The organism is uncultured Mesonia sp., assembly GCA_947499595.1.
GTDB classification, from domain to species: Bacteria; Bacteroidota; Bacteroidia; order Flavobacteriales; family Flavobacteriaceae; genus Mesonia; species Mesonia sediminis.
Map to the genome: position 1 here is coordinate 202,044 of CANMOY010000003.1, position 14,827 is coordinate 216,870.

Below are 14,827 nucleotides of genomic sequence, written 5' to 3' on the forward strand. Positions count from 1 at the left end.
GGATAGCTTTACTCCAGCTCCATACTCAGTTCAAACCAACGTTCGGTTTTTTCTTCCAATTCTTTTTCGAGCTGCTGCAGTGCAATAGATTTTTCTTTGATTTCTTCTTCGCTCAATTCTGTTAAAAAAGCCTGCTGCAACTGCTCTTTCTTTTTTTCTAATTGAGTGATTTCTTTTTCTAGACGCTTAAACAGCTTTTGATCGTTGTAAGATAATTTTTTAGCCTGCTTTTGTTCGGCATAAGCTGCTTTGGCGCTGGAGTCTTTATCTGGCGTTGGTTCTGGGGTGCTACTGCTCTCGTAAGTGCGGTAATCGGAGTAGTTGCCGGGAAAATCTTCGATTTTTCCGCCTCCCTTAAATACCAATAAATGATCTACAATTTTATCCATAAAGTAACGGTCGTGCGAAACTACAATCAAGCAACCCGGATAATCTAATAAAAAGCTTTCGAGCACATTTAAGGTTACAATATCCAAATCATTGGTAGGCTCATCTAAAATCAAGAAATTAGGATTCTGTATGAGTACCGTACATAAATAAAGCCTTTTGCGCTCGCCTCCGCTTAATTTTTCTACATAGTCATACTGCTTTTTACGGTCGAATAAAAATCGCTCCAGCAATTGCGCTGCCGAAATTTGCCTTCCTTTTTTAAGCGGAATGTAATCGCCAAACTCGCGTATCACATCGATTACCTTTTGACCTTCTTTTATGGCAATTCCCTTCTGGGTGTAATAGCCAAATTTTATAGTTTCTCCTAGTGTGATTTTTCCCGCATCGGGCTTTAAAGCGCCGGTAACGATATTTAAAAAGGTAGATTTTCCTGTTCCGTTTTTACCGATGATGCCTACACGCTCTCCTGGCTGAAAGTTGTAGCTAAACTGGTCTAGTAAAACTTTATCGTCATAGCTTTTACTCACCTTGTGTAACTCGACAATTTTATTACCCATACGCTCCATATTTATTTCGAGCTGTACTTGGTGGTCTTTACGACGTTGATGCGCTCTAGCCTTGATGTCGCTAAAATCGGCGATACGCGATTTCGATTTGGTGGTACGGGCTTTGGGTTGACGCCGCATCCAATCCAATTCTTTTTTATACAACTGCTTGGCTTTATCGGTATTGGTTTCTTCTAGCGCCACTCGTGCCTCTTTTTTATCAAGGTAGTAGGAGTAATTGCCTTTGTAGGTATAGAGTTTTCCGTTTTCTAATTCTATGATTTCATTACACACACGTTCTAAGAAATAACGATCGTGGGTAACCATAAACAGGGTGAAGTTTTCGCGCTTAAAAAAATCTTCTAACCACTCGATCATTTCTAGATCAAGGTGGTTGGTGGGCTCATCAAGAATCAATAAATCGGGACGGTCTAATAGTACCGTCGCTAATGCCAATCGTTTTTTTTGGCCTCCACTCAGGCTAGCAACCGGCTGGTCTAAGCGGTCTAATTTAAGCTGAGATAATATTTGCTTGTATTCGGTTTCAAAATCCCAAGCTTGTTGTGCCTCCATTTTTTCAAAGGCCGCTTGGTAAGCTTCGGTGTCTTCGGGGTTTTTTAATGCTTTTTCATAAGCGGCGATAATCCGTAAAGTCTCGTTGTCACTGCTAAAAATTGTTTGCTCTACACTCAAGTTGGGGTCGAGTTGAGGTTCTTGAGGCAAAAATGCGGTTTTGATCGATTTTCTAAAAACCACCTGTCCCTCATCGGGTAGTTCTTGCTGCGATAAAATATTGAGCAAAGAGGTTTTTCCTGTTCCATTTTTAGCGATTAAGGCTATTTTTTGTCCTTGGTTAATGCCAAAAGAAAGTCCCGTAAACAAGACCCGCTCGCCAAAAGCCTTAGCAATATTTTCTATAGAAGCGTAATTCAAAACGTAAGATTTTTACACAAATAAACGAGAAATATTTGAGTTTACTTCTTTTGGGTTTTATTATTACTTGTTAAAACTTATATTTGTGGCTTATACAGCCTAATTTACGCCTATGAAATACAGCCAATTAATCGTCTTTATATTGCTAATACTAGGATTGAGTTCGTGTATCAGTACAGAACGATTAACCTATTTGCAAGAAGAAAAAAGTCAAATAGACAGTTTGATGGCTGTGCGCAAGTTGCAACCGCCTTATCGCGTGCAAACCAATGATTTGTTGAGTATCCGTATCAAGGCACTCGATCAAGAATTGGTGGCGATGTTTAACCCCATTAATGATAGCGAGATTTCGGCCACGGGCGAAGAGCGTTTGTATTACGATGGTTTTCGTGTAGATGATCACGGGAATATTCGCGTTCCTACTTTAGGTGAAGTAAATGTACTCGGCTATACATTGGCCGAGATTCGAGAGAAAATTGAGAAACGCTTGCTAGCCGATTATTTTAAAGAGGAGGCCAATATTTTTGTAACCGTAAAATTAGCTGGGGTGCGTTATACAACCATTGGTGAGATTGGTTCGGGTAGCCAGGTTATTTACAAAGATCAAGTTACCATTATGGAGGCCATTGCCAATGCAGGCGATATCGAAGTTACGGGAGACCGTACCGATGTGGTAATTTTACGTCAATACCCCGAAGGCCAAAAGGTACACCGCATCGACCTTACCAATCTCGATGCTATTCATTCTCCTTATTACTATATACAACCCAACGATTTGATTATTGTAAAACCGCTGCCGCAAAAGAGTCTAGGCTTTGGGGCCAACGGTTTAGAAACCTTTAGCGCCATAGCTTCTGTGGTTACTTTGTTTACTTCGATCATTTTATTGTCAACGCGTTTATAGATGGAAGAAGAATTTGCCCTACAAGAACAAGAACAAAATTTTGACTTTAAAGGCTTTGTCTTTAAAGTCTTTAGCTATTGGTATATTTTTGCCATTAGTATTGCTGTGGGTTTGGGAATTGCCTACTACATAAACGTACGCAAATTACCGGTTTATCAACTGAGTTCGCTTATCAGCATCAAAGACGATCAAAATCCGTTTTTTACCTCCAACACCAGCCTCACCTTTAATTGGGGCGGAACCTCCGATAAAGTAAGTACCGCCGTAACCACCTTAAAAACACGCTCGCATAACGAGCAGGTGGTCGAGGAGTTAAACTATTATGTCAATTACCTGCAAGAAGGTAAATACCAGCTCATCGATGCCTACGGTTCGGTGCCTTTTCAATTTGAAGTGGACACCAGCGCATTCCAAGTGCTGTACACCCCGCTAAAAATTGTCTTTAAAGACGAAAGGCATTTTGAGCTCTCCTATAATTTAGAAGAAGCCGCTCAGGCTTCGGCTATGCGGTATAGCGATAAGAAATTGGGACAAGTAGAGCTTCCCGCAGGAGCTTTTAAAAAACAATACCAACTTAAGCAGCCCATCGAACTGCCTTTTTTAAAAGGCCGACTCTTGCCTAATGATATGCCCTTAACAATAGGTAAGCCTTATTATATCGAGTTACATAATTTTAATCAGGTGGTTAAAAACTACCAGAACATTCAAATTCGACCAGAAGAAAAAGGTTCTTCGGTATTGAGTCTCGCTTTACGCGGAAACAATAAAGCTAAAATTGTAGATTACCTCAATACCACCGCTGCCGTACTAAGCCGTAATATGCTGGATAGAAAAAACCTTTTTGCGACCAAAACCATTCGGTTTATCGATAGCAGTTTGCAAAAACGTGCCGAAGAATTACGTGGGGTAGAAGACGAACTCAATGATTTTAGAAAGAACAATTCGATTATAGACATCACTGGCGAAGCGCAGCAGCTTAGAGACCGCCTCACCGTGCTCGATGAGCAAGAGCAAGAATTAAGCCGCAAGCTTAACTATTTTAATACTTTAAAAGACTATTTGCAGTCGCGTACCGATTATTCTAATGTACCTGCACCTAGTGTTTCGGGTATCGAAGAGCCAAGCATTTCAAGCGGAGTGGGGCGCATCGTGCAATTGTCTGAGCAGCGCAGCGCCTATGAATACGGCGCCAAAGCCAATAACCCCAAGTTTAAAGATATCGATAGGCAAATCAATGCTACCAAAGAGGTATTGCTAGAGAATATCGCCAGTTCAACCGGCTTGTTGCAAGACGAGATCAATTCCGTAAAGCGTAACATCAATCAGCTCGAAGCTAAAGTGCGCCAACTGCCGCAAGACGAGCAAGACCTTTTAAATATTCAACGCCGCTACACCATAAGCGAGCAAACCTATAACCTGTTTTTAAACAAACGCAACGAGGCCGGCTTAGTAAAAGCCGCTAATGTGAGCGACGTGCAGGTAATCGATGAGGCAAAAGATGTAGGAGGAGGTAAAATAGGACCCAATACTCAGCTTAATTATGTGATGGCCATTTTATTGGGTAGTGCCATACCGCTGGTGTTTGTTTTTATTCTTGTTTTCTTAGATAACAAGGTGAACAGCGTTAAAGATGTTGAAAAACTATCGCCTATTTCTATTTTGGGTATGGTGGGCAAAAGTCGTTTATCTTCCAATTTGGTGGTTTACCACAAATCTAAATCGGCTATAGCAGAGAGCTTTCGCGGATTGCGAACCAGTCTTCAATTTATCTATCGCCAAAGACAATTAAAAGGTTGTAAAACCGTTCTGGTGACCTCCTCGATTTCGGGAGAGGGTAAAACTTTTATATCTATGAACTTGGCCTCGGTATTTGCTATAAGCGGAAAGAAAACCTTATTGATGGGATTGGATTTACGTAAGCCTAAAATTTTTGACGATTTCGAAATCAATAACGATAAAGGGGTGGTCAATTATTTAATCAACCAAGATGGTATCGATGATATTATACAACAAACACGCTATGATAATTTAGATGTGATTACCTCGGGTGCGGTACCGCCTAACCCCTCTGAGTTATTGATGAAAGAAGAGATGGAAGACCTGATTCGACAACTCGAAAAGCGTTACGATTACATTATACTGGATACGCCACCTATCGGTTTGGTCTCGGATGCTTTGAATCTGACTAAATTCTCAGATGCCAATTTATATATTGTACGTCAAAATTATACCCGTAAGGGGATGTTGAACGTAATCAACGAAAAATACAAATCGGGTGAGGTTAAGAACATCAGTTTTGTACTGAATTACTTCCAGCAAAAAGCCAAATACGGCTATGGTTATGGCTACGGCTATGGTTATGGATACAGTTATGGCAACTATGGCAACGGTTACCACGAACCCGAAATCAAACGAAGCTGGTACCGCCGATTATTTAAAAACAAGAAATAAGATTATTGCACTATGAATAATTCTCCAAAAATTGCCATTATAGGCTTAGGATATGTAGGTTTACCCTTAGCGGTTGCCTTTGCTCAAAAATATAAGGTACTGGGGTTTGATATCAATACCCAACGTGTAAATGAGCTGCAAGGCGGTCACGACCACACCCTAGAAGTAAGTGATGAGTTGCTGCAAGAGGTGCTCCACCTGTCGGGTGATAAGGGGCTTAGCCTTAGTGCGCAAGCCGATGATTTGCACGACGCCCAAGTGTATATTGTTACGGTACCTACGCCTACCGATAAAAACCACCGCCCGGTACTCACTCCTTTAGAAAAAGCCAGTGAAACCATAGGCAAATACCTTAAAAAAGACGATGTGGTGATTTACGAATCTACCGTTTACCCAGGGGTAACCGAAGAGGTTTGTGTACCGATTTTAGAGCAAGTATCCGGGCTGAAGTTCAATAAAGATTTTTATGCGGGCTATTCTCCCGAGCGTATCAATCCGGGCGATAAAAAGCATACGGTAACCCAAATTCTAAAGGTGACCTCGGGTTCTACACCAGCGATTGCCCAAAGCATCGATCAATTGTATGCTTCGGTAATCACCGCTGGCACGCATCTGGCGCCAAGTATTAAAGTGGCCGAAGCGGCAAAGGTGATCGAAAATTCGCAGCGCGATATCAATATTGCCTTTGTAAACGAATTGAGTAAAATCTTTAGACTACTCGATATCGATACCGATGCGGTTTTAGAAGCTGCCGCTACAAAATGGAATTTTATCAAATTCACTCCCGGTTTAGTAGGCGGGCACTGCATTGGAGTAGACCCTTATTATTTGGCACAACGCGCTCAAGAAGCCGGTTATAATCCTGAAATTATTTTGGCGGGAAGGCGTATGAATGATGGGATGGGACGCTATGTGGCCCAAGAAGTGATAAAACTAATGGTGAAAAAAGAAGCCCAGATCAAAGGCGGAAACGCTTTGGTTTTAGGAATTACTTTTAAAGAAAATTGTCCCGATGTGCGCAATACCAAGGCCATTGATGTGATTGAAGAATTAAAAACATACAACTTAAATGTTGACGTCTGCGACCCTTGGGCAAACCCCGATGAGGTGCAAAGTATTTTTGGTATTAATCTCATTGGTGATTGCGATAAGCTCGATAAAAAATACGATACCATAGTATTGTGTGTGAGTCATAACGAGTTTTTAACAATGGATTTAAACCGACTTAAAAAGCCAGAAACCGTGGTTTTTGATGTAAAGTCTTGCTTACCCCTTGATCATATCGATGCGCGCTTATAAATTCACGCATGCTTATCGGGTTAAAGTACAAATGAAAAAGAAAAATTAATATGCCTAATTGGTCAACAATTCCCCCTTTAAGGGGGATTTTTGTTGGGTTTATTCCGTAAAGCATAGTGTAAAATACCTGCATAGGTGAGTAGCAGTATTATTATTAAATTGCCACAGCAAAGCAATAGTTTTGGCAAAGTTAAGGAGCAAAGAAAAGACATTGCATCTCTGAGCATTAAACAGAAAAAACTATATTTGCAAGCAAAGACAAACGCGCAGCACACATGATGTATTCAGAAGCCTTTCATAAAGGAGATTTAGGAGAGTATTCATTTTTAGTCACAGGAGGAGCAGGTTTTATAGGTTCTAATTTAGTGGAATACCTACTCACCCACGGAGCTAAAAAAGTTCGGGTTTTAGATAACCTTTCTAATGGTTATTATGCCAATATTCGGGAATTTGAAGATTTGCCTAACTTTGAATTTATCGAAGGTGATATCAGAGATTTAGCTACCTGTCAAAAAGCCATGCAAGGTATAGACTATGTGAGTCACCAAGCAGCTTTAGGCTCGGTTCCGCGTTCAATAGATGACCCGGTGACTTCAAATGAGGTGAATGTAAGTGGTTTTCTTAATATGTTGGTCGCTCAAAAAGAAAGTACTTCCGTAAAGCGATTGGTATATGCCGCCTCGAGTTCAACTTATGGTGACTCTAAAGCTTTACCCAAAGTAGAGGCTACTATCGGGAAACCCTTATCGCCTTATGCGGTAACCAAATATGTAAATGAATTGTATGCCGATGTGTTTGCTAAAACTTATGGCACTCAACTTATAGGATTGCGTTATTTTAATGTCTTCGGACCCAAACAGAGTCCGAATGGCGCTTATGCAGCAGTGATCCCCCTATTTATGCAAGCCTTAAAAGAAGAAAAAGCGCCCACCATCAATGGCGATGGAGAACAAACCCGAGATTTTACTTTTGTAGCCAATGCGGTGCAAGCCAATATCAAAGCCATGTTTGCGCCCGATGAGGCGGCCAATGAGGTATATAATGTAGCGGTAGGCGAACGTATTAGCCTAAATAAGTTATGGGAGAGTTTAAAGGATACTTCTGGGAAAAAGGTGGAAGCTCAATACGGTGCGCCAAGAAAAGGAGATGTGCGCGACAGTTTAGCCGATATTACCAAAGCTAAAACCCAAATGGGATATAGTCCTAAAGTGCGTGTAGATGAAGGTTTGGCCATTACTTGGGAAAAGTTTATAAAGGCATGAAACAAGAAAACTGGTTGTATGAAATAAGTCCGCGTAAAAAACTCATCGATCTTAATATTCGGGAGATTTGGCGCTACCGCGATTTGCTCGTTTTGTTTGTAAAACGAGATATTGTAACGCTTTATAAACAAACCATCTTAGGGCCTTTATGGTATATCATACAGCCGCTTTTTACCTCGGTAATTTTAACCCTTATTTTTAACAATGTGGCGGGCGTAACTACTGGAGCCATCCCCTCATTTTTATTTAACCTAGCGGGAATTACGGCGTGGAATTATTTTAAAGATTGCCTCACAGGAACTTCCAATATTTTTCGTGGTAATGCAGCGATTTTTGGTAAGGTATACTTCCCACGGGCCATTATGCCTTTGAGTATTACCATTTCTAATTTATTGAAATTTGGGATACAGCTGGGTATTTTCATAGGTTTTTACCTGTATTTTGTACTCACGGGAAAATCGATTGCCCCCAATATTTATCTGCTGCTGTTTCCGGTGTATGTCATGATGATGGCGTTGATGGGGCTCGGTTTGGGAATGACCATTTCGGCCTTTACCACTAAGTACCGCGATTTAACAGTATTGGTTGGCTTTGCCACCTCTTTACTGATGTACGTTTCGGCCGTACCTTTTCCGTTGGCCAAAGCCAAAGAGAAATTACCAGAGCTAAGCTGGGCATTTGAGTACAACCCCATTACACAAATCATCGAAGGATTCCGTTTTATCAGTCTTGATTTTGGCGAATTTAGCTGGGGCGGATTGCTATATGCTTTGGTTTTTTCGGTGCTTATATTTTTTATCGGTCTCATCATCTTTAACCGAACCGAGAAGAATTTTATCGATACGGTTTAACCGATTGGTTTTAAGCTAAATCATTTGAAGATACAGTTAGTAAACCCACCTTGTTACACTGAGTGCGGGTTTTTGGCGATAGGCAAACACCCGTGTATCGAAGCCCCGAATTCTCGGGACTCCCTTAAGGTCGTGCCAAGTAGGTAGTAGTTTAATACCTACCTTGTCATGTCGAGTTTCGCATTTTTGGTGGTTAACCAAAAATACGAAGTATCGAGACACAGTCGAAAAGTAGCGAGTTTATTTATATTTTCATAACTTACTTTCTTACAATTCATCAATCTTGCTATGTTCTAATTTTCATTTTCTTTACGGTGTATTCCTCTCGCTGCGCTCGTCGGATACAGGAGAAAACGAAACCCCGAAGATTCGGGGCAGGTTACCGAAGTGTCGGTAAAAAGTACACTTTTTCTGAGGTATTTTTCAGACAAGCTGAAAACCACTTGTATTTTGCTAAATTGGCTCCAAGGCTTTCCCGAATGCTCGGGACTCCCAAATGGTCGCACTAAGTACTAGTATTTTAAATCACGCCTTGTCAGTTCGAGTTTCGGATTTTTGGGCGATAGAACAAAAATGCGAAGTATCGAGAACAAGTCGAAAAGTAGTGAATACTTTTATAGTTTCCATTATTATTTACTGCTAATCGAAAACTAAAAATACTCATTTCTTAATCCTCTACTTTTTTCCATTGCCGAAAAAAGTAGCAAAAAAGTCTAGGCTTACGAAACTAGCGCTAAATTGTAAGTTTGCAAGCTGAATTTTAGGAACTCCCCCGATTTCCAATCGGTCTCAAACAGCCTAAAATTTTTAACGCTTACTGCACTGCCAATTTTACGTGCTATTTTCGATAGGCCGGGTTAAAAAGGTATTTCTTTTTATGGCTCTTTCGTAAAATAACCTACCTTGTCACACTGAGTGAGGGTTTTTGACGATAGGCGAAAACCCTTGTATCGAGGTGCAGTCGAAAACTAACGAATAATTTTTTAGTTCTCACTGAAAACCACTTCTCGGTACCACCCAAACGTCTATAGGGTAGGGAATGGGCTTAAGGAGAAAAAATCTGGTAGCGGGTAGGAGTGAAGCCGCATTTTGACTAGCGATAAAGCATAAAGTATAATGCTGTATAGCTTAGATAAAAAAAAACTGCGTTTCCTTTGGGGAAACGCAGTTTTTTATTCCGCGAAAGCGAACTATAAATTAGTCCTCATCATCGTCATACATATCATCCATCAACTCGATTTGTGCTTTGATAGCCGATTTAAGCGCAGCAGCCAAGGCTTGGTTGCCGTCTTGATCTTCTGGACTTATAGTAATGGTACCATCACCATCTAAATCGGTGGCGATACTTAAATCAACCAAACCGTTGATTCCTACCACAGCATCTAAATCAAAGTTAATTACCAATTCGCTGCTGTTGCCGTCAATTGCCAAGTTGGTACCTTGATCTTCATAATCTACTTCGATCTCTTCGTCAAAATCATGCCAGAAAACAAAAGGAGTACCGTTGATGCTTCCTTCTAATTGCATACTTTTTCCGAAAAGGGCAGAGTTACTGTCTTCGCTTTTGTCAAATTCAAACTCTACTTCTTCGTAAACACCATTAGGAACATTTACGGTCGCTAAGCTCACGCTGTTTTGCGCTAACAAATCTACTTCAAAAGGTCCGCGTAATTCTACTTCATCTTCGCTATCAAAATAAAGATCTACACCATTGCTGTCTTCCTCGGCATACTCCAATTCGATTTCTTTGAAGTTTACCATAAAGCTGCTTAACACAACCGCATTGGCATTACGAGCGGTTTCGCCCGAATAGCTGGCAGTTGATTTTATTTTTAACTGACCCTGATTGGTGTTTTTTGCGCCGTCATCGTCGCTAGAACATGCGGTTAAAATTCCGCCTAAGGCTAAAGCCATACCGGCTAATTTTAAATTTCTTACTAATGTCATAAGTATGTGTTTTTTGTTCGTGCTAATATAACGCCTGATTCTCGGTTTAGTATAGACGCATTGATAAACATTTCTTAAAATCCCTGTTAGGCGCTATATTTTAAGTCTTTTTTTACTTGTGGTTAGCAAATATTTAAGATTTTAATCTGCTTTTGCATCTTCTAAAAGTGGCTGAAGTTGTTGGGCTAAAGATTTCAACAGATGCTGCTCGTTAAGCACTTGGTATAAAATTTTACGGTTGTGAAGGATTAAATAATTGATTTTACTGCTAAATAATTTTGTTTTAAAAGTTCTTTAAGCCTATATCTAGAGGTAAATACGGGATTTTGAGTAATATAAAAAATATTGATTGAAAAGTAATCTTTAAAATTGTCGATTTCTGCTAATAACCTAAGGAGCTTCCTGCTAACATTACGTTGTTTCTGTTGCCAATAATTAAATACTTCTTTATTATTTTTATGATAAACCATCATTTCTTTATTGAACACTCGAGAAGCTTTTAACCTTTTTAAGGTTTCTAATGTACTCCAAATTCCCCCTTCATGTATTCTGTAGGCGGCTGGTTGTATGTTTTCCAAATACTTTCCTTTACCATAAGCTCCTAAAATGCTTATCAAAAAAGTATCCCCGTTTAACACTTTACTAAAATTAGGAGGATAATCTTTAATTACATTTCTAAACACCATGCCAAGAGTTAATAGGAATGCTCCAGTTTGTAGTTCATAAGGTGAATAATCACGATCTTTCGTAAGTTGAGGTATTTTTTTGTCTTTTAACAATACCCCATTAGAATCAATAATTTTAGCGTTATGACTACAAACAACATACTCCGGATTATTTTCAAGAAAATCTACTTGTTTTTGTAGCTTATAGGGATCGGTCCAGTAATCATCTCCTTCGCAAATGGCTATGTATTTACCTTGTGCTTCGCTTAAGGACCATTTAAAATTTGGAATGGCGCCAAGATTCTTAGGGTGATTATAATATTTTATTAGAAAATCTTTTTTTCTTTCTTGGTTGAATTTTTTAAGAAAACAATTTATTTTTTCATTCGTATTATCAGTAGAATTATCATTTGAAATAATCAATTCAATTGAACCATCAAACTTTTGGGAAACTATACCATTAAGGGCTTGATTAATAAATTTGGCGTGATTATATGTAATAACTACTATTGAAATTGTAACTTTATTTTCCACCTTTTCGTTGTTTTAAAGGTTTCGCAGGATTACCAACAACTACAGAATTGGCTGCTACATCTTTAGTTACTATGGCTCCTGCACCAATCACGGCTCCTTCATCAATTTGCACCTTAGGTAAGATAATAGCACCAGCGCCAACACTTACATAGTTACCTATATTTACGTGGCCTAGAAGTTTGCAGGCAGGAGAAAGCTCTACAAACTCACCAATTTTTACATCGTGTGTTATGACAACATTATAATACACCAAGCAACCTTTACCCAATTCGGCACCATTTGAAATATTAACACCACTTAAAATATTAGTTCCACCGCCGATTTTGGCGTATTTGCCGATGTTTGTGGCTTTGTCAATCGTAGAAACCAAAGTTCCTCCTAATTCATCAAATTTCTTAAATAATTTTAAACGTAATTGAGGGTTACCTAAACCTAAACAGAATTTATCTGAAACATTATGAAAATAATTTAAGACATCAGCTTCTTTCTTCAAAACAGGATAGCAACCGTATAATTTTTCGGGAATATCTTTATTTACATCATCGTAAAACGCTAATGGTTCTAACAATTTGTTATCTAAGCTTTGTAAAATTTCCTTGGCAAAGCCTTTTGCGCCAATTATTAGCATAAAAATGAAACTATTTTTTTTAAATCTTCCTTGTTAAGGCCTACATACAGGGGTAAACACATTACACGCGAAGCAATACTGTGAGCGATAGGGCAAGTTTTTGTTTGAATATAGGGTAAATTCTCTAAGCTAGGGTAAAAATACCTTCTGGGATAAATTCCTTCCTGGTTCATCGCTTTTTCTACCTGTAATAAATCTTCTTCGGTCTCAAATATAATGGGATAGTAACTATAGTTCCAGTCTGTTCCTTCCCTTATCTTTAACTTTTGTATTCTCGAAGACGTTAAGGCTTTATCGTAAAATGCACAAACCTTGGCACGAGCATCTAAAATATCGGGCATATGCGGTAAAACACTAAGCCCCATAGCCGCTTGTAGCTCACTCATTTTAGCATTGATTCCTAATCCGTGAAAACGCAATGGACCGTCGTGTCCAAAGTTATGACGGTAATAAATTTCGTGATAGTCTTGTTTATTCTGTACAAATGCTGCACCGCCTTCACCGGTGTGAAAAAGCTTGGTAGCATGGAAACTACAGGTGCTTACATCACCAAAGTTAAATATAGACTCTCCTTTGTATTTGACACCAAAACAATGCGCAGCATCGTATATTACTTTTAGATTGTACTTTGATGCCAGCTTCTCTATTGTTTCTATATGACAAGGATTTCCAAAAACGTGTGTAGCAAGAATAGCCGTGGTTTTGCTTGTGATAGCCGCCTCTATTTTGGTTTCATCAATACAGAGGTACTCGGGGTGAATGTCTACAAACACAGGAGTACAATTTTCCCAGACAATACTTGAAGTAGTGGCTACATACGAAAAAGGGGTGGTGATTACTTCTCCGCCTTGTGCAAAAGTTTTTAAAGCGATTTGCAAGGGTAGGGTGCCATTGGTCATGGGGAGTATGTGATTTACTCCTAAATAATTTTTTAAAGATGAACTTAATTCATGAAACAACTCTCCATTGTTGGTTAACCATTGGTTTTGCCAAATACGCTCTAAATATTTTTGGTATTCGGTGATTGGTGGGAAAAAGGTTTTAGTTACAGTAATCATAGTCTATTCCATTCTAGATTAGGTGTAATATAACCAGGCTCTTTACCCATAAAAGTTCCTATTTTTCTTTCGCCGTTGACTATTTTAAAGTGCAGTATTTTATCTTCTATGAAAATAGCTTTTTTCTTTTTTTCCACCAACATAAATTTCAAAGAGAAACTGCCAGCTTGCAAAAATTTGGCTGGGAAAATTGTAACCAATTTATTATTACCTTTTTTAAGCGGTTGTTCTCCGAAATAGCTGGATAAAGAAAATAGAGGCTCTTCCATTTCATTTATGAGATGGTAGGTAATGTGATAATCTTCAGGATTCTCGTAGATGTCTATATCTGTAAGAAGTTCAATAGCATTGTTTTCATCTATAGGCTGCTGGTAATTGCCTGAGGTATTTTTTACTCCAACTTTATTTAGTTTAAAAACAGGATGCTTGATGTGATTAATTTCTTTTAAGTTGTTTAGATCTTTTTGATTTCCATTCAAGTAAAATGCTACACTCTCTTCGGCGCTTCCTTCAAAAACGCTGGTACCATTTTCAAGCACAATTCCACGGGTACACAAGCTTTTTACCGAAGCCATATTATGACTCACAAACAATACGGTGCGGCCTTGACCTTGAGAAATGTCTTGCATCTTACCAATGGCTTTTTTCTGAAATTCGGCATCGCCAACGGCCAAGACTTCATCTACCACCAATATTTCGGGTTCTAGATGTGCGGCTACGGCAAAAGCTAAACGTACGCGCATACCGCTACTATAGCGTTTTACCGGCGTGTCGATATACATTTCGCAACCCGAAAAACTCACAATTTCATCGAGCTTTGCTTTGACCTCGGCTTTGGTCATTCCCAAAATAGCTCCGTTTAAAAATATATTCTCTCTACCGGTAAGTTCAGGATGAAAGCCTGTACCTACTTCTAGTAAAGAAGCGATGCGTCCTTTGGTTTTAATGCTTCCGGTGGTTGGACCCGTAACCCGGGAAAGGATTTTAAGTAAAGTCGATTTTCCTGCTCCGTTTTTCCCGATGATGCCTAAGACTTCTCCGCGTTTTACTTGAAAGTTGATATCGCGCAGTGCCCAAACATAGTCTTCTTTAGCCTTAGCCGAGCGGTCGTTTACCGCACCCACTTTAGCATAGGGATCGTCTTTACCGCGCAGCTGGTGCCACAAGCGGTTCAAGTCATGACTTAAGGTTCCGGTGCCCACAAGACCTAAACGGTATTGTTTACTGATGTTTTCGGCTTTTAATATGATGTCGCTCATGCCTGTTTCGAAAGCTGGATTTACAAAATTCAATCAAAAAGTAAAAATAGGAAATTCAATAGAAACCCCACCGCTTTTCGAGATATTGTTTTTTCTACTAG

General features: G+C 39.4%; 11 protein-coding genes. 5 read left to right on the top strand and 6 right to left on the bottom strand.

The genetic code is table 11. The features are described from left to right. Positions 1 to 8: 8 nt before the first annotated feature. The gene (locus tag ACH2AZ_RS05135) at positions 9 to 1,868 is read right to left on the bottom strand and encodes an ABC-F family ATP-binding cassette domain-containing protein (protein WP_394906945.1); all 1,860 of its coding nucleotides are present in this window, start codon (positions 1,866 to 1,868) and stop codon (positions 9 to 11) included. A gap of 112 nt (positions 1,869 to 1,980) precedes the next feature. On the opposite strand from ACH2AZ_RS05135, the gene ACH2AZ_RS05140 reads away from it, so the two are divergent. The 5 genes from ACH2AZ_RS05140 (at position 1,981) to ACH2AZ_RS05160 (ending at position 8,635) form a co-directional block, all read left to right on the top strand. Next, a complete protein-coding gene (locus ACH2AZ_RS05140; protein WP_394906946.1) occupies positions 1,981 to 2,772 on the top strand; it encodes a polysaccharide biosynthesis/export family protein in 792 nt (263 codons plus the stop codon). Continuing rightward, the gene (locus ACH2AZ_RS05145) at positions 2,773 to 5,223 is read left to right on the top strand and encodes a GumC family protein (RefSeq protein WP_394906947.1); all 2,451 of its coding nucleotides are present in this window, start codon (positions 2,773 to 2,775) and stop codon (positions 5,221 to 5,223) included. Positions 5,224 to 5,235: 12 nt separating this feature from the next. Next, the gene (locus ACH2AZ_RS05150; RefSeq protein WP_394906948.1) at positions 5,236 to 6,522 is read left to right on the top strand and encodes a nucleotide sugar dehydrogenase; all 1,287 of its coding nucleotides are present in this window, start codon (positions 5,236 to 5,238) and stop codon (positions 6,520 to 6,522) included. Between the two features lie 278 nt (positions 6,523 to 6,800). Next, entirely contained in the window at positions 6,801 to 7,784 is a 984-nt protein-coding gene (locus ACH2AZ_RS05155; protein ID WP_394907040.1) for an SDR family oxidoreductase, read from the top strand. Then, positions 7,781 to 8,635: an ABC transporter permease gene (locus tag ACH2AZ_RS05160; protein WP_394906949.1), complete on the top strand. Its 855-nt coding sequence runs from the start codon at positions 7,781 to 7,783 to the stop codon at positions 8,633 to 8,635. Before ACH2AZ_RS05155 ends, ACH2AZ_RS05160 begins: the two co-directional genes overlap by 4 nt. A 1,197-nt stretch (positions 8,636 to 9,832) precedes the next feature. Here the strand turns inward: ACH2AZ_RS05160 and ACH2AZ_RS05165 are convergent. The 5 genes from ACH2AZ_RS05165 to ACH2AZ_RS05185 form a co-directional block, all read right to left on the bottom strand. After that, positions 9,833 to 10,582: a hypothetical protein gene (locus ACH2AZ_RS05165; protein WP_394906950.1), complete on the bottom strand. Its 750-nt coding sequence runs from the start codon at positions 10,580 to 10,582 to the stop codon at positions 9,833 to 9,835. A 248-nt stretch (positions 10,583 to 10,830) separates the two neighbouring features. Further along, complete coding sequence (locus ACH2AZ_RS05170; protein WP_394906951.1) at positions 10,831 to 11,781, bottom strand: glycosyltransferase family 2 protein; 951 nt, start codon at positions 11,779 to 11,781, stop codon at positions 10,831 to 10,833. Next, positions 11,771 to 12,409: an acetyltransferase gene (locus ACH2AZ_RS05175; protein WP_394906952.1), complete on the bottom strand. Its 639-nt coding sequence runs from the start codon at positions 12,407 to 12,409 to the stop codon at positions 11,771 to 11,773. The genes ACH2AZ_RS05170 and ACH2AZ_RS05175 overlap by 11 nt, the downstream gene beginning before the upstream one ends. After that, the gene (locus ACH2AZ_RS05180; RefSeq protein ID WP_394906953.1) at positions 12,403 to 13,467 is read right to left on the bottom strand and encodes a DegT/DnrJ/EryC1/StrS family aminotransferase; all 1,065 of its coding nucleotides are present in this window, start codon (positions 13,465 to 13,467) and stop codon (positions 12,403 to 12,405) included. Before ACH2AZ_RS05180 ends, ACH2AZ_RS05175 begins: the two co-directional genes overlap by 7 nt. Then, positions 13,464 to 14,726, bottom strand: a complete 1,263-nt coding sequence (locus ACH2AZ_RS05185) for an ABC transporter ATP-binding protein (RefSeq protein WP_394906954.1) — start codon at positions 14,724 to 14,726, stop codon at positions 13,464 to 13,466. Before ACH2AZ_RS05185 ends, ACH2AZ_RS05180 begins: the two co-directional genes overlap by 4 nt. Between the last annotated feature and the right edge of the window lie 101 nt (positions 14,727 to 14,827).

Excerpts from the sequence above, each read along its gene's own strand:
- ACH2AZ_RS05140 (WP_394906946.1), top strand. The coding sequence starts at position 1,981 with ATGAAATACAGCCAATTAATCGTCTTTATATTGCTAATACTAGGATTG.
- ACH2AZ_RS05145 (WP_394906947.1), top strand. The coding sequence starts at position 2,773 with ATGGAAGAAGAATTTGCCCTACAAGAACAAGAACAAAATTTTGACTTT.
- ACH2AZ_RS05150 (WP_394906948.1), top strand. The coding sequence starts at position 5,236 with ATGAATAATTCTCCAAAAATTGCCATTATAGGCTTAGGATATGTAGGT.
- ACH2AZ_RS05155 (WP_394907040.1), top strand. The coding sequence starts at position 6,801 with ATGTATTCAGAAGCCTTTCATAAAGGAGATTTAGGAGAGTATTCATTT.
- ACH2AZ_RS05160 (WP_394906949.1), top strand. The coding sequence starts at position 7,781 with ATGAAACAAGAAAACTGGTTGTATGAAATAAGTCCGCGTAAAAAACTC.
- ACH2AZ_RS05165 (WP_394906950.1), bottom strand. The coding sequence starts at position 10,582 with ATGACATTAGTAAGAAATTTAAAATTAGCCGGTATGGCTTTAGCCTTA.
- ACH2AZ_RS05175 (WP_394906952.1), bottom strand. The coding sequence starts at position 12,409 with ATGCTAATAATTGGCGCAAAAGGCTTTGCCAAGGAAATTTTACAAAGC.
- ACH2AZ_RS05180 (WP_394906953.1), bottom strand. The coding sequence starts at position 13,467 with ATGATTACTGTAACTAAAACCTTTTTCCCACCAATCACCGAATACCAA.
- ACH2AZ_RS05185 (WP_394906954.1), bottom strand. The coding sequence starts at position 14,726 with ATGAGCGACATCATATTAAAAGCCGAAAACATCAGTAAACAATACCGT.